This is a genomic window from Citrobacter gillenii, from assembly GCF_013337685.1.
Lineage (GTDB): Bacteria > Pseudomonadota > Gammaproteobacteria > Enterobacterales > Enterobacteriaceae > Citrobacter > Citrobacter gillenii.
Genome location: NZ_SUQN01000002.1, coordinates 405,757 through 429,284, shown reverse-complemented (window position 1 = coordinate 429,284; position 23,528 = coordinate 405,757). Strand labels below are relative to the sequence as shown.

The following is a 23,528-nucleotide window of genomic DNA, read 5'->3' as shown; positions in this document are numbered from 1 at the left end:
CGCATCCGGCACAAAAATCACGGCTCAAATGGTCTGCGCTGGAACTGATCGTGACCACATTTCGGGCATAGCGGCAGCACGTCTGGCGTGTAAACGGCTAAATGGAAGTGGCATTTCTCACAGACCAGATTCCCCAACCCGACCACCTCACCACTGTGATAAACCCCGTGATGACTCAGGTCCTGGAATACTTCGCGCCATTCAAGCTGGGTTTTATCGGTAATATCTGCCAGTTCTTGCCAGATACTCTCTTTGATGACCCGCATAAAAACGCTGTCAGTCTCCTCATCAAGACTCTCTTCATAACTGATCGCGAACTCTTCAAGGTCGCGTCTGACGGCCCTGGTGAGTTCTTCTACCTCGGTTCGCGTTAACTCCCCGGTCTGCATAACTCGCTGACGTGCCTGGTCCACCAACGCATCGATATCGCGTTCACCATTGCGCAGACGTTCGCTAAGTGACGTCACCAGTTCACGGTAATATTGAGCAACCTTGTTCATCGCTTCGCCTCCTGGGTCGTTAACTGTCTATAATAATAGACGTTATTTACACTACGCTTTGCAAGACTGTCCACAGAGTATGTAAATTCGTGCAATATTTATCCTTGCGGGAATTCAATGCTGAATGCGCGAAAGGCTGTTTTGACGCGGACGTTTGGGCTATGCTATGCGGATCTGAAACACCACATCTAAAGCTACGTTTGTAGCTGTATTGAAAACAGGACCACTGGCTGCCATGCAAGAGCAATACCGCCCGGAAGAGATAGAATCCAAAGTACAGCTTCACTGGGATGAGAAGCGCACATTTGAAGTTACCGAAGACGAGAGCAAAGAGAAGTATTACTGCCTGTCTATGCTTCCCTATCCTTCTGGTCGACTACACATGGGCCACGTACGTAACTACACTATCGGTGATGTGATCGCCCGCTATCAGCGTATGCTGGGCAAAAACGTTCTGCAGCCGATTGGCTGGGATGCATTCGGCCTGCCAGCTGAAGGCGCGGCGGTGAAAAACAATACCGCGCCTGCTCCGTGGACGTACGACAACATCGCTTACATGAAGAACCAGCTCAAAATGCTGGGCTTCGGCTATGACTGGAGCCGTGAGTTCGCGACCTGCACCCCGGAATATTACCGTTGGGAGCAAAAGTTCTTCACTGAACTGTACAAAAAAGGTCTGGTGTACAAGAAAACCTCTGCGGTTAACTGGTGCCCTAATGACCAGACAGTACTGGCGAACGAACAGGTTATTGACGGCTGCTGCTGGCGTTGTGATACCAAAGTTGAGCGGAAAGAGATCCCGCAGTGGTTCATCAAAATCACCGCATACGCTGACGAACTGCTGCGCGACCTGGACCGTCTGGATCACTGGCCTGACACCGTAAAAACGATGCAGCGCAACTGGATTGGCCGCTCTGAAGGCGTGGAGATCACCTTTGATGTCAACGGTTATGACAACACGCTGACCGTTTACACCACCCGCCCGGACACCTTTATGGGTGCCACTTATCTGGCCGTTGCCGCAGGTCACCCGTTGGCGCAGAAAGCCGCGGCGAATAACCCGGAACTGGCGGCGTTTGTTGACGAATGCCGCAACACCAAGGTTGCCGAGGCTGAAATGGCGACCATGGAGAAGAAAGGCGTCGACACTGGCTTTAAAGCGATTCATCCGCTGACCGGTGAAGAGATCCCGGTTTGGGCTGCAAACTTCGTGCTGATGGAATACGGTACAGGTGCCGTGATGGCCGTGCCGGGTCACGATCAGCGCGACTACGAGTTCGCAACCAAATATGGTCTGAGCATCAAGCCAGTTATCCTGGCGGCGGACGGTTCAGAGCCGGATCTGTCTGAGAAGGCACTGACCGAGAAAGGCGTGCTGTTTAACTCTGGTGAGTTTAACGGTCTCGATTTCGAAGCGGCTTTCAACGCCATTGCCGACAAGCTTGTCGAAAAAGGTGTGGGTGAGCGTAAAGTTAACTACCGTCTGCGTGACTGGGGCGTTTCCCGTCAGCGTTACTGGGGCGCTCCAATCCCAATGGTCACGCTGGAAGATGGCACCGTGTTGCCAACCCCAGAAGATCAGCTGCCGGTTATTCTGCCGGAAGATGTGGTGATGGACGGTATCACCAGCCCGATTAAAGCCGACCCCGAGTGGGCAAAAACCACCGTTAACGGTATGCCGGCTCTGCGTGAAACCGACACCTTTGATACCTTTATGGAATCATCCTGGTACTATGCGCGCTACACCTGCCCGCAGTATCAGGAAGGCATGCTGGACTCTAAGGCTGCCAACTACTGGCTGCCGGTTGATATCTACATTGGCGGTATCGAACACGCCATCATGCACCTGCTCTATTTCCGTTTCTTCCACAAGCTGATGCGTGACGCGGGCATGGTAAACTCTGACGAACCGGCTAAACAGCTGCTGTGTCAGGGCATGGTGCTGGCGGATGCCTTCTACTACGTCGGTGCCAACGGCGAGCGTAACTGGGTTTCTCCGGTTGATGCTATCGTTGAGCGCGATGAAAAAGGCCGTATCGTGAAGGCGCAAGACGCCGAAGGTCATGAACTGGTCTATACCGGCATGAGCAAGATGTCCAAGTCAAAAAACAACGGTATCGACCCGCAGGTGATGGTTGAGCGTTATGGCGCAGACACCGTGCGTCTGTTCATGATGTTCGCCTCTCCGGCTGATATGACGCTTGAATGGCAGGAATCCGGTGTTGAAGGAGCTAACCGCTTCCTGAAACGTGTCTGGAAACTGGTTTACGAACACACCAGCAAAGGTGATGTTGCGGCCCTGAACGTTGACGCATTGAGCGACGATCAGAAAGCGCTACGTCGCGATGTTCACAAAACTATTGCGAAAGTGACCGATGATATCGGCCGTCGTCAGACCTTTAACACCGCGATTGCGGCGGTTATGGAACTGATGAACAAGCTGGCGAAAGCACCGCAGGAAGACGAGCAGGACAGAGCCCTGATGCAGGAAGCGTTGCTGGCCGTTGTGCGTATGCTCAACCCGTTCACCCCGCACGTATGCTTCACCTTGTGGCATGCGCTGAAGGGCGAAGGCGATATCGACAACGCACCGTGGCCGGTTGCTGACGACAGCGCAATGGTCGAAGACTCAACGCTGGTTGTGGTGCAGGTGAACGGTAAAGTACGTGGCAAAATCACCGTTCCAGTCAACGCCACCGAAGAGCAAGTTCGTGAGCGTGCTGGCCAGGAGCATCTGGTAGCAAAATATCTTGATGGCGTTACCGTACGTAAAGTGATTTATGTACCGGGTAAACTCCTCAATCTGGTCGTTGGCTAAGCGCGGGAGGAAGCGTGCGACATCTGACAACTCTGTTGTTATCCCTGGTGGTGCTGGTCACCGCTGGGTGTGGTTGGCATCTGCGTAGTACTACGCAGGTACCGCCCACAATGAAAACTATGATCCTGGACTCTGGCGATCCGAACGGCCCGTTAAGCCGCGCGGTACGCAACCAGTTACGTCTGAACAACATCGAACTGCTCGAAACAGGTTCTATGCGTAAAGACGTACCGTCCCTACGTCTGGGTGCGGTCAGCATTTCTCAGGATACGGCATCTGTATTCCAGAACGGTCAAACGGCTGAATATCAGATGGTGATGTCGGTCAGTGCCTCCGTTCTGATTCCAGGCCATGACATTTATCCGATCAGTGCCAAGGTCTATCGTTCGTTCTTTGACAACCCGCAGGCTGCACTGGCGAAGGATAACGAGCAGGATATGATCGTTAAAGAAATGTATGACAAAGCGGCCGAACAGTTGATTCGTAAGCTGCCAAGTATACATATTGCTGATACTCAGTCATCCAGTGATGACGTACAGCCTGCTGAGAATGAAACAGCCGCGCCAACGTCTTCTCCGGCACGTGTTTCCACCACGCTGGGTAACTGATGCTCAAGTTGTACCCTGAACAACTCCGCGCACAGCTCAAAGAAGGGCTGCGCGCGGCGTACTTATTACTGGGCAACGATCCCCTCTTGTTGCAGGAAAGCCAGGATGCCGTCCGTCTGGCCGCCACTGTGCAAGGATTCGAAGAACACCACACGTTCACCCTTGATACCAGCACTGACTGGGGGGCTATTTTTTCCCTCTGCCAGGCCATGAGCCTATTTGCCAGCCGGCAGACATTACTTCTACAACTGCCTGAAAACGGCCCTAATGCCGCCATTAACGAACAACTCGCCACGCTGGTTACCCTGCTGCATGACGATCTGCTGCTGATTGTTCGCGGCAACAAGCTGACTAAAGCACAGGAAAATGCCACGTGGTATACCAGTCTGGCGAGCCATGCTGTTCAGGTGAGCTGCCAGACGCCAGAGCAGGCGCAGCTCCCTCGCTGGGTTGCCGCCAGAGCGAAACAAAGCAACCTGCAACTGGACGAAGCCGCCAATCAGCTATTATGTTATTGCTATGAAGGTAACCTATTAGCCCTGGCGCAGGCGCTGGAGCGGTTATCATTGCTGTGGCCTGATGGAAAACTCACGTTGCCTCGTGTGGAGCAAGCGGTTAACGATGCGGCGCACTTTACCCCCTTCCATTGGGTCGATGCGCTGTTGATGGGCAAAAGTAAACGCGCGCTACATATCCTGCAGCAACTGCGCCTTGAAGGCAGTGAGCCGGTTATTCTGCTGCGCACGATACAGCGTGAATTACTGTTACTGGTCAACCTGAAAAGGCAATCAGCCCACACACCATTACGCGCCTTGTTTGATAAGCATCGGGTATGGCAAAACCGCCGCGGCATGATGGGTGATGCGCTAAACCGGCTGTCATCTGAGCAATTACGCCAGGCGGTACAGTTGTTAACGCGCACGGAAATTACGCTTAAACAAGATTATGGTCAGTCAGTATGGGCCGAGCTTGAGGGACTTTCTCTTCTGCTCTGCCATAAATCACTGGCAGATGTTTTTATTGATGGTTGATATGAAATCATTACAGGCTTTGTTCGGTGGCACCTTTGATCCGGTGCATTATGGTCATCTTAAACCCGTGGAAATTCTGGCTAATCTGATTGGCCTATCACGGGTGATTATCATGCCTAATAATGTGCCGCCGCATCGTGCGCAACCCGAAGCCTCCAGCGCACAGCGTAAACAGATGCTTGAGCTGGCAATTGCTGACAAGCCTTTGTTTATCCTGGATGAACGTGAGCTAAAACGAGATACGGCCTCTTACACCGCCCAAACTCTCAAGGAGTGGCGCGAGGAACAAGGGCCACTCGCGCCGCTGGCGTTTATTATTGGTCAGGACTCACTACTCACCTTTCCTTCCTGGCATGATTCCGACACCATTCTGGACAATACCCATCTCATCGTCTGCCGACGACCGGGGTATCCGCTGGAGATGGCGCAGGCGCAGCACCAGCAGTGGCTCGAACGTCATCTGACTCATTCGCCAGATGACCTGCACCAGCTTCCTGCCGGGAAAATTTACCTGGCAGAAACCCCCTGGTTCAATATCTCCGCTACCCTTATCCGCGAACGACTGGAACACGGTGAGCCGTGTGACGATTTAATGCCAGACTCCGTGCTGGACTATATCAATCAGCAAGGGTTGTACCGCTAAGCGCGTAGCGTAATGCCACCAGCAGGCGGTTGTTCTCTTCAGCGCCACGGACAGCCACCCGGTAGTAACGCGCATCCAGCCCCGGATAGTTAGCGCAACTGCGGATCAACACATGCTGTTCCAGCAATGATTTTTGCAAATCTAAACCCGGTCTTTCGCAGCGTAACAGGCGATAATTTGCCCGTCCGGGATACACCGTCAGGCCAGGCAGATTTTGCAGTTGTTGATCGAATCGGTTCCCCTCATGCGCCAGCCATTCCCATGTCGCCTGCTGATAGACGCTATCGTGGAGAATCATTTCGCCCGCCAGTGCGGCAAAGGCATTGATTGACCAGGGCATTTGCCGGCTGCGCAGGTGTGCTACCGCCTGCTCGTTGCTGTTAACCAGATATCCCAGGCGCAGGCCGGGTATCGCATAAAATTTGGTGAGTGAACGCAAAACCCAGATGTGCGGATTCTCTTGCAACAGCGGAATAAACCCCTGTTCCCCGGCGATAAAATCGATAAACGCTTCATCGAGGATCAATGCGATCCCGAGCTGTTTACAACGCCGAGCTATCTCCTGCAACAGGTGATGTTCGGGCAACAGCCCGGTGGGATTGTTAGGTGTACACAGGAACAGGCAATCCAGCTCCGGGGTAAGAGCATCGAGAATCTCTCCGGTCAGCTGCCAACCGTCCTCTTCGCGCAGCGCAAACTCGTGTATTGCGCATTCGCCCCATTGCAGTGCCCGGCGATATTCCGCAAATCCGGGAATGACGATCATCGCATGACGCGGCTTAAGACCATCAACCAACGTAAAGATCGACTCCGTCTCCCCGTTACCGGCGAGGATCCACGACGCAGAAACATGATGTTGCTCCGCCAGCGTGGCATGCAAGTGGGCGTAATCCACGTCCGGATAGCGCTCAGCACGGTCCAAATTGTCGATTAGTGCGCGTTTTAAGCTTGCCGGCATACCCAGCGGGTTAATATTCGCGCTAAAATCCAGCAATTGCTCAGGCGGGATACCCAACAATGCGGCGGCTTCCCGGGTGTTACCGCCATGCGCGCTCTTCAATAAAGACATCGTGCCGCTCCAGTTTAAAAAGGGTATTTTATTGAAAAATCTCTGCGTAATCAGGGCAAACATCATGTTTTATGCGAATAGCCTCACGAGGGAAAAATGAGACTCTGGTTAGTACGTCATGGAGAGACCGACGCCAACGTTGCCGGGTTATACAGCGGTCATGCCCCTACATCGCTCACTCAGCGGGGAATAACCCAAGCTGAAACACTGGCCGCACTGTTACACAACGTTCCTTTCGACCACGTCCTCTGCAGCGAGCTTGAACGCGCGCGCCATACCACGCAGTTGCTCTTAGCAGGGCGCGACGTTCCACTGCGGATCATGCCCGAGCTTAATGAAATGTTCTTTGGCGACTGGGAAATGCGCCACCATCGCGATCTGGCGCGTGAGGACGCAGAAAACTATGCGCTGTGGTGTAACGACTGGCAGAATGCGACCCCCACCAACGGCGAAGGTTTTCAGGCATTTTCACAGCGAGTTGAGCGCTTCATTGCCCAACTTGCTGATTATAAAAATTCGCAGAACCTTCTGGTGGTCAGCCATCAGGGCGTACTCAGCGTGCTGATCGCCCGGCTCATGTCAATGCCCGCGGCATCAATGTGGCATTTCCGCGTTGAACAGGGGTGCTGGAGCGCAATTGATTTTTGCGACGATTTTGCGGTGCTGAAAGTGTTAAACAGCCGGGCCATATGGCGCGAGGGGGAGTGAATACGCGGTTTTTTCTGTCGAAGGGGCTCGTGCCCATTGACACCCCATGACAGGCTGCTATTCTCCGCAGCCTGACTTTTCCCGCCTTTCAGAGCTTTGCAGAAATTGTTTTACAAAAATGGCGATGCATTCTGTTGCGTGGGGTGGGATGATAGCGCACCTCAAAAGCGCTTTCGGAGACATTTGTCCCGATATCGCCTCTGGTTCAGGTATACTAACAAGCCTTTTTAACTCTTTTCACCCAGGGGGAACACTTGCAGGGTAAAGCACTTCAGGATTTTGTAATCGACAAAATTGATGACCTTAAAGGTCAAGACATCATCGCCTTAGACGTTCAGGGCAAATCCAGCATCACTGACTGCATGATTATCTGCACCGGCACATCCAGCCGCCATGTCATGTCTATCGCTGACCACGTTGTTCAGGAATCTCGCGCCGCTGGCCTGCTGCCGCTTGGCGTTGAAGGTGAGAACGTGGCCGACTGGATCGTCGTCGATCTCGGCGAGGTGATTGTCCACGTTTTACAGGAAGAAAGCCGTCGCCTGTATGAACTGGAAAAACTCTGGAGTTAATGCGTGAAGCTGCAACTTGTCGCTGTGGGTACGAAAATGCCTGACTGGGTGCAAACCGGTTTTACGGAGTATCTCCGTCGGTTTCCAAAAGACATGCCTTTTGAGCTTATCGAGATCCCAGCAGGAAAACGCGGCAAGAACGCGGATATTAAACGCATACTCGATAAAGAGGGTGAACAGATGCTGGCTGCCGCTGGCAAAAATCGCATCGTCACCCTTGATATCCCAGGAAAACCCTGGGACACGCCGCAACTGGCAACCGAGCTGGAACGCTGGAAACTGGATGGTCGTGACGTCAGTCTGCTGATTGGCGGACCGGAAGGATTGTCTCCAGCCTGTAAGGCTGCCGCGGAGCAAAGCTGGTCACTCTCTGCATTAACCCTTCCCCATCCTCTTGTTCGGGTTCTGGTGGCAGAGAGTCTGTACAGAGCGTGGAGCATTACCACCAACCACCCTTATCACCGTGAGTGATCATTGAGTCTTGAGTAGATTAAGCAGCGGATGAAACTACAGAATTCTTTTCGCGACTATACGGCTGAGTCCGCGCTGTTTGTGCGTCGGGCGCTGGTTGCTTTTTTGGGGATTTTGCTGCTCACTGGCGTGCTGATCGCCAACCTGTATAACCTGCAAATCGTTCGTTTCACCGATTATCAGACCCGTTCAAACGAAAACCGCATCAAACTGGTGCCGATCGCCCCCAGTCGCGGCATCATTTATGACCGTAACGGCATTCCCCTGGCCCTCAACCGCACCATTTACCAGATAGAAATGATGCCTGAGAAGGTCGATAACGTTCAGCAAACGCTGGATGCGCTGCGGGAAGTGGTTGATCTCAATGACGACGATATTGCCGCCTTTAAAAAAGAACGAGCACGTTCCCACCGCTTTACGTCCATTCCGGTGAAAACCAATCTGACGGAAGTGCAGGTAGCACGCTTTGCCGTCAATCAATATCGTTTTCCCGGTGTGGAAGTCAAAGGCTATAAGCGCCGTTACTATCCCTATGGCTCTGCGCTAACTCACGTCATTGGTTACGTCTCAAAAATTAACGATAAAGACGTTGAACGCCTGGACAAAGACGGCAAGCTCGCCAACTACGCCGCTACCCACGATATCGGTAAGCTGGGTATTGAACGTTATTACGAAGACGTTCTGCATGGTCAGACCGGTTACGAAGAAGTTGAAGTCAACAACCGTGGTCGCGTGATTCGCCAATTGAAAGAAGTGGCGCCTCAGGCCGGACACGATATCTATTTAACGCTGGATTTAAAGCTCCAGCAATATATTGAAACCCTGCTGGCCGGCAGTCGTGCCGCCGTGGTGGTCACTGACCCGCGTACCGGCGGCGTGCTGGCGCTGGTTTCTATGCCCAGCTACGATCCCAACCTGTTTGTGGACGGTATCTCCAGCAAAGATTATGCAGGGTTGCTCAATGACCCCAATACCCCACTGGTTAACCGCGCGACGCAAGGTGTTTACCCCCCTGCCTCAACCGTTAAGCCTTACGTGGCGGTATCCGCACTAAGCGCGGGCGTGATTACCCGTAATACCGGGCTGTTCGATCCAGGCTGGTGGCAGTTGCCCGGTTCTGAAAAACGTTATCGCGACTGGAAAAAGTGGGGGCATGGTCATCTGAACATAACCCGCTCACTGGAGGAATCTGCGGATACGTTTTTCTACCAAATCGCCTATGATATGGGGATAGACCGTCTTTCAGAGTGGATGAGTAAATTCGGCTATGGCCATTATACGGGGATCGATCTGGCCGAAGAGCGAGCCGGTAATATGCCAACGCGTGAATGGAAGCAAAAACGGTTTAAAAAGCCATGGTACCAGGGTGATACTATTCCGGTGGGTATCGGTCAGGGGTACTGGACAGCAACCCCTATTCAGATGAGCAAATCGCTGATGATTCTTATCAACGACGGCGTGGTAAAAGTCCCGCATCTGCTGATGAGCACCACGGAAAACGGCAAGCAGGTGCCATGGGTTCAGCCGCATGAGCCGCCGGTGGGTGACATTCATTCCGGTTACTGGGAAATTGCCAAAGACGGTATGTACGGTGTTGCAAACCGTCCTAACGGTACCGCGCATAAATATTTTGCCGGTGCACCGTATAAAATTGCGGCAAAATCCGGTACCGCTCAGGTCTTCGGTCTGAAAGCCAATGAAACCTATAATGCGCATAAAATTGCCGAACGTTTACGCGATCATAAGCTGATGATCGCATTTGCGCCCTACGATAAACCCGAGGTCTCTGTCGCGATTATCCTCGAAAACGGCGGGGCCGGTGCGCCTGTAGGTACCATCATGCGCCAGATCCTTGACCATATTATGTTGGGCGACAACAACACCAATCTGCCTGCGGAAAACCCGGTGGCTACCGCAGCTGAGGACCAATAATCGTGACGGATAATCCGAACAAAAAAACGTTCTGGGATAAAATTCACATCGATCCCACGATGTTGCTTATTTTGCTGGCACTGCTGGTTTACAGCTCGCTGGTTATCTGGAGCGCCAGCGGCCAGGATATTGGCATGATGGAGCGTAAGGTCGGCCAAATAGCCATGGGTCTGGTCATCATGGTGGTGATGGCGCAGATCCCTCCCAGGGTCTACGAAGGCTGGGCCCCCTATCTCTATATTGTCTGTATTATTCTGCTGGTAGCGGTAGATGCCTTTGGGGCCATTTCTAAAGGCGCACAGCGCTGGCTGGACCTCGGCATTGTGCGTTTTCAGCCATCTGAAATTGCTAAAATTGCAGTCCCGCTGATGGTAGCACGCTTTATCAACCGTGATGTTTGTCCGCCGTCGCTGAAGAATACCGCTATTGCGCTGGTGTTGATTTTCATGCCGACACTACTAGTCGCCGCGCAACCTGACCTCGGGACCTCTATCCTTGTTGCCCTTTCCGGCCTGTTTGTACTGTTCCTGTCGGGCTTAAGCTGGCGCTTAATCGGCGTGGCTGTGGTTCTGGTCGCCGCATTTATCCCGATACTGTGGTTCTTCTTGATGCATGATTACCAGCGTCAGCGCGTGATGATGCTTCTCGACCCTGAAACCGACCCACTAGGCGCGGGATATCACATTATTCAGTCTAAAATTGCTATTGGTTCCGGCGGTTTGAGCGGCAAAGGCTGGCTGCACGGTACGCAGTCACAGCTTGAATTTTTACCCGAACGCCACACCGACTTTATCTTTGCGGTGTTAGCCGAAGAGCTTGGGCTAGTAGGGATCTTAATTCTGCTGGCGCTGTACATTTTGCTGATTATGCGTGGGCTATGGATTGCCGCCCGAGCGCAAACCACTTTTGGTCGCGTCATGGCCGGTGGTTTAATGTTGATATTATTCGTTTATGTCTTCGTAAATATTGGTATGGTGAGCGGTATTCTGCCCGTAGTAGGGGTTCCACTCCCGCTGGTCAGTTACGGAGGCTCTGCACTGATTGTGCTGATGGCCGGGTTCGGGATTGTGATGTCGATCCACACCCATAGAAAAATGTTGTCGAAAAGCGTGTAAGGGGTACGCAATGCGTAAGCAGTGGCTTGGAATCTGCATCGCAGCAGGAATGCTCGCGGCGTGTTCGAATGATGATGGTCAGCAACAGGGTGCTGTCGCGCCGCAACCAGCGGTGTGTAATGGTCCGATTGTTGAAATCAGCGGAGCCGATCCGCGTTTTGAACCCCTGAACCCAACGGCTAATCAGGATTACCAGCGTGATGGTAAAAGCTATAAAATTGTTCAGGATCCCTCTCGCTTTAGCCAGGCCGGATTGGCCGCAATCTATGATGCGGAACCCGGCAGCAATTTAACCGCATCCGGTGAGGCATTTGATCCCATGCAGCTCACCGCTGCGCATCCGACATTACCGGTTCCCAGCTACGCCCGAATTACCAACCTGGCAAACGGCAGGATGATCGTCGTACGGATTAACGATCGTGGTCCTTATGGCAACGATCGCGTGATTTCACTTTCACGCGCTGCGGCCGATCGTCTGAACACCTCGAACAATACGAAAGTGCGTATTGATCCGATAATCGTCGCGCAAGACGGTTCGTTGTCAGGCCCCGGTATGGCGTGTACGACGGTTGCAAAACAGACTTACGCCCTGCCGTCTCGTCCTGATTTAAGCGGGGGTAACACTATGCCTTCTGCACCGGACGCAGGCCAGCCGCAAGGCGATATTCGTCCTATCAGTAATTCAACGCTGAAAAGCGATGACGCTACCGGTGCGCCAGTTAACAGCAATGGTTTCCTTGGTGCGCCAACTACGCTCGCCGCAGGCGTGCTCGAAGGCAGCGAACCCACACCGGCTCCACAGCCCGTAACAACAGCGCCTGCAACAGTGTCAGCACCGGTATCTGCTCCGGCCGCTGCTACATCCGTTGCTGCAACCAATGGCCGTTATGTCGTTCAGGTGGGTGCCGTCAGCGAGCAGGCCCGTGCGCAGCAGTACCAAAAACGACTGAGCCAGCAGTTTGGCGTGCCGGGCCGCGTGGTACAAAACGGTGCCGTATGGCGTATCCAGATGGGGCCGTTCACCAGCAAAGCGGAAGCCAGTACATTGCAGCAGCGCCTGCAATCCGAAGCGCAATTACAGTCCTTCATCACTGGCGTGTAGTAACGTAAAGCAGGCACCCGTTCTGTCAATTTCTGTCAATGACATTAACAAAGTCATGTGGAAAGTCGGATGCCTGTAAGTTACGCATTTGCTATAGTAGGGCACTTTTTTTACTTTCATCACGGACGTCGTAGTTCAGACCATGAAGACCACTTTTTCCGCTCGTTTCGTGCAGCGCATCGCGCTCACCGCGGCTCTCTGCGCAGCCTCTCTCTCTGCTGCCCATGCCGATGACCTGAATATTAAAACCATGATCCCGGGCGTTCCGCAGATCGACGCGGAGTCCTATATCCTGATTGATTACAATTCAGGAAAGGTTCTGGCCGAACAGAATGCGGACACTCGCCGCGACCCCGCCAGCCTGACCAAAATGATGACCAGCTATGTCATCGGTCAGGCCATGAAAGCCGGGAAATTCAAAGAAACCGATTTGGTCACCGTGGGCAATGACGCGTGGGCTACCGGTAACCCGGTGTTTAAAGGTTCATCGCTGATGTTTCTGAAACCGGGAATGCAGGTTCCCGTTTCACAATTGATCCGTGGTATTAACCTGCAATCCGGCAACGACGCTTGCGTGGCAATGGCTGACTTTGCTGCCGGTAGTCAGGATGCTTTCGTCGGCCTGATGAACAGCTATGTTAATGCGCTGGGACTGAAAAACACCCACTTCCAGACCGTCCACGGTCTGGATGCTGAAGGTCAGTACAGCTCAGCACGTGACATGGCGTTGATTGGTCAGGCGCTGATTCGCGACGTGCCTAACGAATACTCTATCTACCGAGAAAAAGAGTTCACTTTCAACGGCATTCGTCAGTTAAACCGTAACGGCCTGCTGTGGGATAACAGCCTGAATGTTGACGGGATTAAAACCGGTCACACCGATAAAGCGGGCTATAACCTGGTGGCATCCGCAACCGAAGGTCAGATGCGTCTGATCTCTGCCGTCATGGGCGGTCGTACCTATAAAGGTCGTGAAACCGAAAGCAAAAAGCTGCTGACCTGGGGCTTCCGTTTCTTTGAAACCGTGAACCCACTGAAGGTCGGCAAAGAATTTGCCTCTGAACCGGCCTGGTTTGGTAATACCGATCGTGCCTCGTTAGGTGTTGATAAAGATGTCTACCTGACCATTCCGCGCGGCCGTATGAAAGATCTGAAAGCGAGCTATGTGCTGAACACCACTGAACTGCACGCGCCGCTGCAGAAAAACCAGGTTGTCGGCACCATCAATTTCCAGCTCGACGGCAAAACCATTGAACAGCGCCCGCTGGTGGTCCTGCAGGAAATCCCTGAAGGCAACTTCTTTGGTAAAATCATTGATTACATTAAATTAATGTTTCATCACTGGTTTGGCTAAAAATTGAGCACTTGAAAGTGTGATTTACGTCCCCATATACTAGGTATCCAGATAACTCCCACTCAGCGTGGGAGTTATTATTTTTTGATGTAACGCCGGAGCTGACATGAAAACCAAACTTAACGAACTGCTTGAATTCCCTACTCCATTTACTTACAAAGTAATGGGGCAGGCGTTGCCGGAGTTGGTTGATCAGGTGGTTGAAGTGGTACAGCGCCATGCGCCAGGTGATTACTCTCCAACAGTAAAACCGAGCAGCAAAGGCAACTACCACTCGGTCTCTATCACCATCACTGCTACGCACATTGAGCAGGTTGAAACCCTGTACGAAGAATTAGGCAACATCGACATCGTACGTATGGTGCTGTAACAGCCTGTCGGTTACCCGTTGCATTCTGCTCGGGTAACCTCTCTCTCCTTCCCCTGTGATATACTTTCCCCTCTTTATATTCTCTACTCGATGTGAGTATCTACGGAGATACCGTTTTGTATCAGGATAAAATTCTTGTCCGCCAGCTCGGTCTTCAGCCTTACGAGCCCGTCTCTCAGGCCATGCACGAATTCACCGATACCCGCGATGAAAACAGTCATGATGAAATCTGGCTGGTAGAGCATTATCCGGTCTTCACTCAGGGGCAGGCAGGCAAAGCAGAACACGTTCTGGTGCCGGGTGATATCCCCGTTATTCAGAGCGATCGTGGCGGTCAGGTAACGTACCACGGCCCAGGGCAACAGGTGATGTATGTCCTGTTGAACCTCAAACGCCGAAAACTGGGCGTTCGCGAACTGGTCACGTTGCTGGAACTAACCGTGGTAAACACGCTTGCAGAAATGGGTATCGATGCACACCCACGAGCCGATGCGCCAGGCGTTTACGTCGGTGAAAAGAAAATCTGTTCGTTAGGGTTACGGATTCGTAGAGGATGTTCATTCCATGGCTTAGCGCTTAACGTGGATATGGATTTGTCGCCTTTCCTGCGCATCAACCCTTGCGGCTACGCCGGAATGGAGATGGCGAAAGTTTCACAGTGGGACAGTCATGCCACCACCGAAAGCGTTCGTCCTCGTTTGCTGGCAAACATATTAGCGCTACTCGGTAACCCACCACACGAGTACGTCGCAGACTAAAAACGGGGCAGACATTGCCGCAGCATATGTTGTGGCAAATGGCACAAAACAACAACTATTTTACATTTTGCCAGCCTGTCAGGCTGCTTTCTGGCCCGTTTCAATGATATACTGCGTATCACTAATTCAAAAATAGTTGATAAATACAACATTCCCTTGAATTGAAACGCTTTCCTTCGTTATTCGCAACTGGAACACGCAAGCTATGAGTAAACCCATTGTGATGGAACGCGGTGTTAAATACCGCGATGCCGATAAGATGGCTCTTATCCCGGTAAAAAATGTGGCAACAGAGCGTGAAGCCCTGCTGCGTAAACCGGAATGGATGAAAATAAAACTGCCAGCGGACTCCACTCGCATCCAGGGCATCAAAGCGGCAATGCGCAAAAATGGCCTGCACTCTGTCTGCGAAGAAGCGTCCTGCCCTAACCTGGCTGAATGTTTCAATCACGGCACCGCAACCTTTATGATCCTCGGCGCGATTTGTACCCGCCGTTGCCCATTCTGTGACGTTGCCCATGGTCGTCCGGTTGCCCCGGATGTCAACGAACCGTTAAAACTGGCTCAAACTATTGCGGACATGGCGCTGCGCTATGTCGTCATCACCTCCGTCGATCGCGACGATCTGCGCGATGGCGGTGCTCAACACTTTGCGGACTGCATCACAGCTATCCGTGAGAAAAGCCCGTCGATTAAAATCGAAACGCTGGTACCTGACTTCCGTGGTCGAATGGACCGCGCGCTGGATATCCTCACCGCAACGCCGCCAGACGTGTTTAACCACAACCTTGAAAACGTACCGCGTATTTACCGCAATGTACGTCCGGGTGCAGATTACAACTGGTCACTGAAGCTTCTGGAGCGTTTCAAAGAAGCCCATCCGGAGATCCCAACCAAATCAGGTCTGATGGTGGGTCTGGGTGAAACCAACGCGGAAATCATTGAGGTCATGCGTGACCTGCGTCGTCATGGCGTTACCATGCTAACGCTGGGGCAGTATTTACAGCCAAGCCGTCACCATTTGCCGGTTCAGCGCTATGTTAGCCCGGATGAGTTCGATGAAATGAAAGCGGAAGCTATGGCAATGGGCTTTACCCATGCAGCTTGCGGTCCATTTGTACGTTCTTCATATCATGCAGACATGCAGGCAAAAGGGCTGGAAGTGAAGTAATCGCGTAATACTCACTTACATTTCAGCAATAAAAAAACCGGCAAATTGCCGGTTTTTTTCATGCAGAGTTTGCAGTACGAGCATCATGCTCCTGACATCACTCTTTATGAGAAAGCTTCTCAGCCTGAACGCTACCATCTGCATCTTTCTTCGCATCGGCATTTTCATCGTTCATCGCTTTCTTGAAGCCTTTAATTGCCGTTCCCAGGTCTCCACCCAGAGTACGTAACTTCTTGGTACCAAACAGCAGAACGACCAGTGCGGCAACCACCAGCAGTTTGGTAATACTAATCTCACCCATAGATACCTTCTTCACTTAAACCAGGCTGCATAAAGCGCCATATTAACCTGAGAATTTTAACGGCCTTTCGACGCGGGCACACAATAGCAATCTGTAACAAGGTGAATCAAGTCTTGTTTAAAAAAACGTCATAATAATTGCGGTGGCGCAAAGCGTCGGTTGCGTAACACCGGAAGTTGCGCCCTGACCTGTCGCACTCGCTCGGCAGAAACCTCAGTAACAATCAGCGCGGGTGTTTCTGCGGCAGCGGCAATCGTCACGCCAAACGGATCGATTATCCGGCTTTGACCAATATTCTTATTGCCACACTCACCGGCAGCAATCAGATAGCAGGTCGCATCCAACGCTCTGGCCGCCAGCAGCGTAGCCCAGTGATGTTCTTTTAGCGCACCGCGTACCCAGGCCGCAGGGAGTACCAGAATATCTGCCCCCTGCAAAGCATGTGCTAATGCCAGCTCAGGGAAGCGTAAATCGTAACAGGTCATCAAACCGACTTTAAGACCTTCCACGTCCAACAGCGGCGGTACGACATCGCCTGCATCAACATTACGCGACTCCTGAATCGAAAAAGCATCATAGAGATGTAATTTGGCGTAATGAGCCACAACCTGACCTCTTCGTAGCGCCACCAGCATGTTAAACGCCCGTCCCGGCAGCGAGGGAACATGAATCGTCAGGATCGTTGTCATCTCATTCTGCACGCTTTCTCGCAGTAATCGCGTCAGAAATCCCCCTTCCAGCCATTGAGCAGATTTCACTGACAGGTCAGGGTCAAGATCGTCACGGGCCAGCAACGCTTCGGGTAAGACCAACAATGAGACGCCCTCGCCCGCGGCCTGGGACATCAATGATACGCACGTTTCGGCATTTTTCTCCCATGAGGGACCCACGGCGAATTGCCCTGCAGCAACGAACATACTCCCTCCTGAAAAAACGGTTAGGCTCGCCAATAATGATTATTCAGCGTTACACTCACACTATATACAATCAAATAGCAGGATTATGCAGTGTCACAACTCCTTTTAGCGGTTTTTATTGGCGGTGGTACAGGTAGCGTAGCCAGATGGCTGTTGAGTATGCGATTTAACCCCCTTCATCAAGCGATTCCCTTCGGCACGCTGGCTGCAAACTTAATTGGGGCGTTTATCATTGGTATGGGGCTGGCGTGGTTCAATCGCATGACCCACATTGACCCTATGTGGAAGGTATTGATTACGACAGGCTTTTGCGGCGGGCTGACCACCTTCTCAACATTCTCAGCAGAGGTAGTGTTTTTACTGCAAGACGGACGTTTTGGCTGGGCAATGGTGAACGTACTGATCAATCTGTTGGGGTCTTTTGCGATGACCGCCCTGGCGTTCTGGCTGGTTTCCGCTTCTTCGGCACACTGAAGATAAAAAAACCCGCAATTAAGCGGGTTTTGAATTCTTGCTGTCGTATGCTTACAGAGCGGTTACGTTTGCAGCAGAAGGGCCTTTGGCACCGTTAGTGATTTCGAACTCTACACGCTGACCTTCAGCCAGAGTTTTAAAACCATTGGTCTGGATTGCAGAGAAGTGTACGAACACATCTTTGCTGCCATCTTCCGGAGTAATGAAACCGAATCCTTTGGACTCATTAAACCACTTAACGTTACCTTTAATCTTAGACATCAAAATTACCTTTACATGAAAAATAGACACAAATGCTGTGTCGGGTATCAGTACAACAATTGTGGTGGACTTTGTCCAGTCGAACTTTGCCAAAAAGTGATAAATGTCGCGTTATTTTTGCAGTAACGTTCGTAACCAATTGTTTTTTAATGGTTTATACTTAGCTGTATAACAATACACATCGTTCATCAAAACTGGAAACGCATCCAGGCAAAATAGACATTCCCGTTATTATACGTACCGGGTATGTAGGTCATCTGAAACGTTGCCGGACCATAACCTATCGATGCCAGTGGCAGTATCACCGGCACAGGAATGTAGTTCCAGTTATCACGCGCGGTGAAACCGGCGGTAAAGCCCAGACCAGTATGGAAGTTATCATCGGCCAGCGGGCGCCAGGTTTTTTCCCAGCCATATCCTCCGATGGGTTCCCACTTATTGTAGGAATCCTTAAAGGCCATAATATACAGCCCGTGCCAGTTGCCTTTATCATCCCAACGGGACTGACCAAATCCCGCTCCCCAGGGGCGTTCATTGTAACGATCTGTTTTATCTTTATCGTAGGCAAATCGCGCATGCCAGGTAATGGCGGGCACGTACAGGTCATAATGCTCCGGCTGCTGCCAGGTTTCACTGACATTATCTGTGAAGGTATCAAACCAACCTTTATCTTCAGCTGTGGCCTGTGGAATAACAGCCAACTGAATAAAAACAAATGAAATAAACAGGAAATAGCGCTTCGCGACAATCACAACGTAATTACCATTCTGGGGTTCTGCATTAATTGTAGCAAAGCCATCCTTAATGTTAACTTAACGAAAATGCTTAGGGTTAAAAATCAGAATATTCCCTTCGTATGCGCGTAGTTTATTTCCCTTATATTTCCCGAGCCTTATCTGAAACGGTCATTACTCTATTAATATCAATAAATTGTTCATTTTACATGCAAAAGTTAAATAAATTAACAATTAGAAAACAAAACAAGATCAATTCAATGTCAAATCCCACACAACCACAGACGACTTCACACTTTTTGATTGCAGCATTCCCGGTCCATCCGCTATGTTGAAAAAATGGCTCAGCCATTGGTTTAATCCGTATTTTTATTGATTTCAATCAGCGAGGGTTATCCGTTTATTAGGCACATTCTCTCACCGTTTTATGCTTTTTTTAGTTTTTTTACTTTCTGGGCGTCAATGTGACAGGGGAAATAATGTTGACATTTATAGAACTCCTTATCGGAGTTATGGTTATTGTGGGTGTAGCGCGCTACATCATTAAAGGTTATTCCGCGACCGGCGTACTGTTTGTCGGTGGCCTGGTTTTACTGATTATCAGCGCCCTGATGGGTCATAAAGTTTTGCCCGGTAGTGCTGAAAGCACGGGCTACACAGCAACAGACATCGTTGAATACATTAAAATTTTGCTGATGAGCCGCGGTGGCGATCTCGGCATGATGATCATGATGCTGTGTGGTTTTGCCGCCTACATGACGCATATTGGTGCAAACGATATGGTGGTTAAACTGGCTTCCAAACCACTGCAATATATCAACTCACCCTATGTGTTAATGATTGCCGCCTACTTTGTCGCCTGCCTGATGTCACTGGCGGTTTCTTCAGCGACGGGGCTGGGCGTACTGCTGATGGCAACCCTCTTTCCGGTCATGGTTAACGTGGGTATCAGCCGTGGTGCTGCGGCGGCCATTTGCGCCTCCCCTGCCGCCATCATTCTATCCCCCACTTCTGGTGATGTGGTTCTCGCCGCCAAAGCCGCAGAAATGCCGTTGATCGACTTCGCATTTAAAACCACGCTGCCGATTTCCATTGCCGCCATTATCGGCATGGCGATTGCCCACTTTTTCTGGCAGCGCTATCTGGACAAAAAAGAGAACGTTTCTCACGAAATGTTAGACGTGGCCGAAATCACCACCACCGCGCCATCGTTTTACGCCATCCTGCCGTTTACTCCGATTGTCGGGGTTCTCATTTTTGATGGTAAGTGGGGACCGCAACTGCACATCATTACCATTCTGGTGCTGTGCATGCTTATTGCCGCAGTGTTGGAGTTTGTCCGCGGGTTCAATACCCAGAAGGTTTTCTCAGGTCTGGAAGTGGCCTACCGCGGCATGGCTGATGCCTTTGCTAACGTGGTAATGCTGTTAGTTGCCGCCGGTGTTTTCGCCCAGGGTCTGAGCACTATCGGCTTTATTCAGAGCCTGATATCGATCGCCACCTCGTTTGGCTCCGCAAGCATTATTCTGATGCTGGTGCTGGTTATTCTGACCATGCTGGCAGCAATGACCACCGGCTCCGGTAATGCCCCGTTCTATGCCTTCGTTGAGATGATCCCAAAACTGGCGCACTCTTCAGGCATTAACCCCGCTTACCTCTCCATCCCGATGCTGCAAGCGTCGAACCTGGGGCGTACGATCTCCCCGGTCTCTGGTGTGGTCGTTGCCGTTGCGGGTATGGCGAAGATTTCACCGTTTGAAGTGGTCAAGCGCACGTCTGTGCCGGTGATGGTCGGGCTACTGATTGTCATTATCGCCACGGAAGTGATGGTGCCCGCTACAACCGCCGTGATTGGAGGTTGATAGCGAACAAAATGTAGGCCGGATCAGGCGGTTACGCCGCCATCCGGCATTGCAACCGCACGTTGCCGGATGGCGATGCTAAAGCATCTTATCCGGCCTACGTCAGAAATCCGCATTTAGCCGCCATGATAAATACGCTGCGGCCGCCCAACCTTCCCGTGAATAATCTCCGCAATAATCAAATGCCGGCTGGCACAGTACTCCAGATAACGCCTGGAGGTTGTGCGGCTGATGGTCAACGCCTGTGCAATGGTCTCCGCAGTATGGTGTACCGTCGGATCAGCGAATAATTTCAGCACCGCATTCAGCGTTAGCGCATCAATACCCGTAGGCAAATCCCCTTTTGGTTCACCCCGCGCATAAGCGTTAAACATTTCATCAATCTGCTTTTGACTGGCACTGTCGTTACCCGCCAGCATGCGTCTGCGCTGCTGATAGCGCGTTAGCGTCTGCCCCAGTCGCTCGTAGGCAATCGGTTTGACCAGATAATCAAACGCCCCGCCGCGCACCGCCTCTGACACCGTATCCATGTCACTGGCAGCCGTAGTAAACACCACGCCGCCAGGGTAGCGTGCCTGAGTCAACTCATGTAGAAGGGTAATGCCCTTACCGTCCGGTAAATAGTTATCCAGAAGAATCAGACCGGGCTTAAAACGCGCGATCATCATCCGCGCCTGCTCCAGGTTCCCCGCCAACCAAATCTGGCTGAAACCGGGTATATGGCGGATATATTCAGCATGCATCTCCGCCAGCAGCGTTTCATCCTCAACGATCAATAGCGTTAATGGTTCCGTCATCGTTTTTTTTCACTTTCGGAAGAAATAGAGAAAATAAAGTGCCGCAGGGGGTGTTATCTTCAAGCGTAATAACCCCATCACAGCGCCTCACATAACTTGCAATCAGATACAAACCGATGCCATGTTCACCTGGTTCATCGGTACGGGTGCTCACACCCTGTTCAAATATTTTTTCACGTAACGCTTCCGGTACGCCACACCCTTGGTCGGCAACTTCAATGATGACCTCATCCCCTTCATCACTCAGAAACAGTTCAACAACCTTATTCCCTTGCTGGGTACGTAAACTGGCCTCAAATGCATTATCAAGCAGATTGCCAACAATTGCTGCAAACTCTGTGCTATCCAGCCCTTCGGGAAGTTGATGAAGTTGACTTCCGGGAACAATCGTCATTTTGAGCCCCAATTCCCGCGCACGCTGGACTTTACCAAACAGCAGACCGGCAACCTGGCGATCGGCAAAGGCACCGCGCAGGTCATCAATCAGCTGCTGCTGGGCCTGGGATTCCCCCTGCACCATCTCAAGCACGCGATCGTATTCTTTCATTTGCAGCAGGCCATTAATGGTCGACATCCAGTTCAGATGTTCATGACGCAGTGTTCTCAGGCTCTCAACATATTGTTTGATTTGTGTCAGCTGGGCATTGAGGGTGGCTATTTCATCTTTGCTACGAAAACTGATAATCGCCCCGAGTAATTCATCGCCGGAACGAATAGCCTCACGGTTGGCGATAACGCTTAGCCCGTTAAAATTCACCATCGCATCCTGACGTTGCTCCGCAATCTGCTGCGTAAAAAAGTCCGACGGATTAACAACCTCATCAATGGGTTTCCCCAACCACTGCCGCCCTGGCGACGGAAGCCCCAGCATTTTTCGCGCACTGCGATTGATAGCAGTTATGCACCCGTCCAGGTCAACGGCAATCAAGCCTTCGTATACCGAGCTAAATAACGCGTCCTGTTGGCGCACCACACGGGCAATTTGTTTGGGCTCCATTCCCAGCATCTGGCGGCGAATATGGGCGGCAAAAAACCAGGAGAGCAGCATCAGTAACAACAGCAGCAGAAGAAACACACCCGCCATCGGCAGTAAAAAATCCGATCGCCAACTGTCGATTTTACTGATCAAATAACCTATCGAAACCACGCCAATAATCTTGCCATCATCATCAAAAATGGGCGTTTTAGCGCGCATTGCCAACCCAATAGATCCCGTCCCGGTAATAAAGTAGCTTTCCCCATTTGCCAACGCACCGGGCTTGGTGAACTGCATTGGGTAGCCAATTTTTTGCGGATTCGGATGGTAGAGGCGAATAGAGTTCTCATCACCGATCACCACATAATCGAAATCAGTCCCGCTCTGAAGCTTGTCGGCAATGGTCGCCAGACGCGTGTAATCGCGATGCTTCACCGCAGTGATGATACTGTCGTTAGAGGCGATGATTTTCGCCTGGTTCATTGCCATATCACGGACGTGCGTTGTCAGGTAGTCTTCAAAACTGGCGGTGAAGTATTTCGCCAGCGCGGCGATGATAAAAATGGAAACGACCAGGATCAGCAGGAAAATACGCAATGGAAACGCCAGTCTGCGGAAAAAAGAAAACCGTGTTTTATTTTTATGTTGTGACATAATTTTTCCTCAACGACGTTAACCGCAACTTATTTTTTTGTATTTGTAATGAAAATGTTTTATTTACAAGTCACGGCATAAAATAGGATCGTTACAGATTCCCCACCTTAAATCAATTAAACAAATTAAAACCACGCGCTATTTCAGGGTTAAATTAATTAAAAAACTTAAAACCATAAAACACATAAAAACCTTCTAACGTATTGTGAAATAAATCAAAATTTACCTCTAAAATACCCCTTACGATGTATGCAGTAGGGAAAAAAAGAAATACTCCGTAATAAAAAAAACTTCCCTTCATTTGCAAACAAAACGTTATCAGGTTGCTAA

At 51.2% G+C, this 23,528-nt stretch carries 24 protein-coding genes; 16 read left to right on the top strand and 8 right to left on the bottom strand.

What is annotated here, in order from left to right; all coding sequences use genetic code 11:
• Positions 1 to 17 precede the first annotated feature (17 nt).
• On the bottom strand, positions 18 to 500 hold the full coding sequence (locus tag FCH32_RS05755) for a zinc ribbon-containing protein (protein WP_115259097.1): 483 nt from the start codon (positions 498 to 500) through the stop codon (positions 18 to 20).
• Positions 501 to 735: 235 nt separating this feature from the next.
• Here FCH32_RS05755 and leuS point away from each other — a divergent pair, with 235 nt between their 5' ends.
• Genes leuS through nadD form a run of 4 tightly spaced genes read left to right on the top strand, consistent with a single transcriptional unit; the run spans position 736 to position 5,600 of the window.
• On the top strand, positions 736 to 3,318 hold the full coding sequence (gene leuS, locus FCH32_RS05750) for a leucine--tRNA ligase (protein WP_174360636.1): 2,583 nt from the start codon (positions 736 to 738) through the stop codon (positions 3,316 to 3,318).
• 14 nt (positions 3,319 to 3,332) lie between these two features.
• Complete coding sequence (gene lptE, locus FCH32_RS05745) at positions 3,333 to 3,926, top strand: LPS assembly lipoprotein LptE (RefSeq protein ID WP_115259099.1); 594 nt, start codon at positions 3,333 to 3,335, stop codon at positions 3,924 to 3,926.
• Positions 3,926 to 4,957 carry a DNA polymerase III subunit delta gene (holA, locus tag FCH32_RS05740; RefSeq protein ID WP_137362430.1) on the top strand — a complete coding sequence of 344 codons (1,032 nt, stop codon included), beginning with the start codon at positions 3,926 to 3,928 and terminating at the stop codon, positions 4,955 to 4,957. Before lptE ends, holA begins: the two co-directional genes overlap by 1 nt.
• Before the next feature lies 1 nt (position 4,958).
• A complete protein-coding gene (gene nadD, locus FCH32_RS05735; RefSeq protein WP_115259978.1) occupies positions 4,959 to 5,600 on the top strand; it encodes a nicotinate-nucleotide adenylyltransferase in 642 nt (213 codons plus the stop codon).
• Here nadD and cobD read toward each other — a convergent pair.
• Positions 5,575 to 6,669: a threonine-phosphate decarboxylase CobD gene (gene cobD, locus FCH32_RS05730; protein WP_174360635.1), complete on the bottom strand. Its 1,095-nt coding sequence runs from the start codon at positions 6,667 to 6,669 to the stop codon at positions 5,575 to 5,577. The genes nadD and cobD overlap by 26 nt on opposite strands.
• 96 nt (positions 6,670 to 6,765) lie before the next feature.
• Between cobD and FCH32_RS05725 the strand changes: the two genes are divergently transcribed.
• The 10 genes from FCH32_RS05725 to lipA all read left to right on the top strand — a co-directional run bounded on the left by FCH32_RS05725 (position 6,766) and on the right by lipA (position 16,222).
• Positions 6,766 to 7,377 carry an adenosylcobalamin/alpha-ribazole phosphatase gene (locus tag FCH32_RS05725; protein ID WP_117342222.1) on the top strand — a complete coding sequence of 204 codons (612 nt, stop codon included), beginning with the start codon at positions 6,766 to 6,768 and terminating at the stop codon, positions 7,375 to 7,377.
• A 254-nt stretch (positions 7,378 to 7,631) separates the two neighbouring features.
• Positions 7,632 to 7,949 (top strand): ribosome silencing factor, encoded by a 318-nt coding sequence (rsfS, locus tag FCH32_RS05720; RefSeq protein ID WP_096757898.1) that lies wholly within the window; start codon positions 7,632 to 7,634, stop codon positions 7,947 to 7,949.
• A gap of 3 nt (positions 7,950 to 7,952) precedes the next feature.
• Positions 7,953 to 8,420: a 23S rRNA (pseudouridine(1915)-N(3))-methyltransferase RlmH gene (gene rlmH / locus FCH32_RS05715; RefSeq protein ID WP_003022725.1), complete on the top strand. Its 468-nt coding sequence runs from the start codon at positions 7,953 to 7,955 to the stop codon at positions 8,418 to 8,420.
• Between the two features lie 30 nt (positions 8,421 to 8,450).
• Positions 8,451 to 10,352: a peptidoglycan DD-transpeptidase MrdA gene (gene mrdA, locus FCH32_RS05710; protein ID WP_096757899.1), complete on the top strand. Its 1,902-nt coding sequence runs from the start codon at positions 8,451 to 8,453 to the stop codon at positions 10,350 to 10,352.
• A gap of 2 nt (positions 10,353 to 10,354) precedes the next feature.
• Positions 10,355 to 11,467, top strand: coding sequence for a peptidoglycan glycosyltransferase MrdB (gene mrdB / locus FCH32_RS05705; RefSeq protein WP_096757900.1), 1,113 nt, complete (start codon positions 10,355 to 10,357; stop codon positions 11,465 to 11,467).
• Positions 11,468 to 11,477: 10 nt separating this feature from the next.
• Positions 11,478 to 12,569, top strand: a complete 1,092-nt coding sequence (gene rlpA, locus FCH32_RS05700; RefSeq protein WP_174360634.1) for an endolytic peptidoglycan transglycosylase RlpA — start codon at positions 11,478 to 11,480, stop codon at positions 12,567 to 12,569.
• A gap of 142 nt (positions 12,570 to 12,711) precedes the next feature.
• Positions 12,712 to 13,923 carry a D-alanyl-D-alanine carboxypeptidase DacA gene (dacA, locus tag FCH32_RS05695; RefSeq protein ID WP_096757902.1) on the top strand — a complete coding sequence of 404 codons (1,212 nt, stop codon included), beginning with the start codon at positions 12,712 to 12,714 and terminating at the stop codon, positions 13,921 to 13,923.
• 106 nt (positions 13,924 to 14,029) lie between these two features.
• Positions 14,030 to 14,293, top strand: coding sequence for a DUF493 family protein YbeD (ybeD, locus tag FCH32_RS05690; RefSeq protein WP_003022706.1), 264 nt, complete (start codon positions 14,030 to 14,032; stop codon positions 14,291 to 14,293).
• A gap of 116 nt (positions 14,294 to 14,409) precedes the next feature.
• Entirely contained in the window at positions 14,410 to 15,051 is a 642-nt protein-coding gene (gene lipB, locus FCH32_RS05685; protein WP_117342219.1) for a lipoyl(octanoyl) transferase LipB, read from the top strand.
• A gap of 205 nt (positions 15,052 to 15,256) precedes the next feature.
• Positions 15,257 to 16,222 (top strand): lipoyl synthase, encoded by a 966-nt coding sequence (gene lipA / locus FCH32_RS05680; protein WP_117342218.1) that lies wholly within the window; start codon positions 15,257 to 15,259, stop codon positions 16,220 to 16,222.
• 97 nt (positions 16,223 to 16,319) lie between these two features.
• On the opposite strand, the gene tatE is transcribed toward lipA, so the two are convergent.
• Positions 16,320 to 16,523, bottom strand: coding sequence for a twin-arginine translocase subunit TatE (tatE, locus tag FCH32_RS05675; RefSeq protein WP_045441030.1), 204 nt, complete (start codon positions 16,521 to 16,523; stop codon positions 16,320 to 16,322).
• Positions 16,524 to 16,651: 128 nt separating this feature from the next.
• The gene (locus FCH32_RS05670; RefSeq protein ID WP_117342217.1) at positions 16,652 to 17,440 is read right to left on the bottom strand and encodes a deaminated glutathione amidase; all 789 of its coding nucleotides are present in this window, start codon (positions 17,438 to 17,440) and stop codon (positions 16,652 to 16,654) included.
• 90 nt (positions 17,441 to 17,530) lie between these two features.
• Between FCH32_RS05670 and crcB the strand changes: the two genes are divergently transcribed.
• Complete coding sequence (gene crcB / locus FCH32_RS05665) at positions 17,531 to 17,914, top strand: fluoride efflux transporter CrcB (RefSeq protein ID WP_096757905.1); 384 nt, start codon at positions 17,531 to 17,533, stop codon at positions 17,912 to 17,914.
• Between the two features lie 51 nt (positions 17,915 to 17,965).
• On the opposite strand, the gene cspE is transcribed toward crcB, so the two are convergent.
• Together cspE and pagP are read right to left on the bottom strand one after the other, a co-directional pair.
• Positions 17,966 to 18,175 (bottom strand): transcription antiterminator/RNA stability regulator CspE, encoded by a 210-nt coding sequence (gene cspE / locus FCH32_RS05660; RefSeq protein WP_000034826.1) that lies wholly within the window; start codon positions 18,173 to 18,175, stop codon positions 17,966 to 17,968.
• 188 nt (positions 18,176 to 18,363) lie between these two features.
• A complete protein-coding gene (pagP, locus tag FCH32_RS05655) occupies positions 18,364 to 18,927 on the bottom strand; it encodes a lipid IV(A) palmitoyltransferase PagP (RefSeq protein WP_117342216.1) in 564 nt (187 codons plus the stop codon).
• Between the two features lie 461 nt (positions 18,928 to 19,388).
• On the opposite strand from pagP, the gene dcuC reads away from it, so the two are divergent.
• Complete coding sequence (dcuC, locus tag FCH32_RS05650; protein ID WP_096757907.1) at positions 19,389 to 20,771, top strand: anaerobic C4-dicarboxylate transporter DcuC; 1,383 nt, start codon at positions 19,389 to 19,391, stop codon at positions 20,769 to 20,771.
• A gap of 116 nt (positions 20,772 to 20,887) precedes the next feature.
• Here the strand turns inward: dcuC and dpiA are convergent, their stop codons facing one another.
• Both dpiA and dpiB read right to left on the bottom strand, forming a co-directional pair.
• Complete coding sequence (gene dpiA, locus FCH32_RS05645) at positions 20,888 to 21,568, bottom strand: two-component response regulator DpiA (protein ID WP_096757908.1); 681 nt, start codon at positions 21,566 to 21,568, stop codon at positions 20,888 to 20,890.
• Positions 21,537 to 23,198: a sensor histidine kinase DpiB gene (gene dpiB, locus FCH32_RS05640; RefSeq protein ID WP_115259107.1), complete on the bottom strand. Its 1,662-nt coding sequence runs from the start codon at positions 23,196 to 23,198 to the stop codon at positions 21,537 to 21,539. The genes dpiA and dpiB overlap by 32 nt, the downstream gene beginning before the upstream one ends.
• Positions 23,199 to 23,528: the final 330 nt, after the last annotated feature.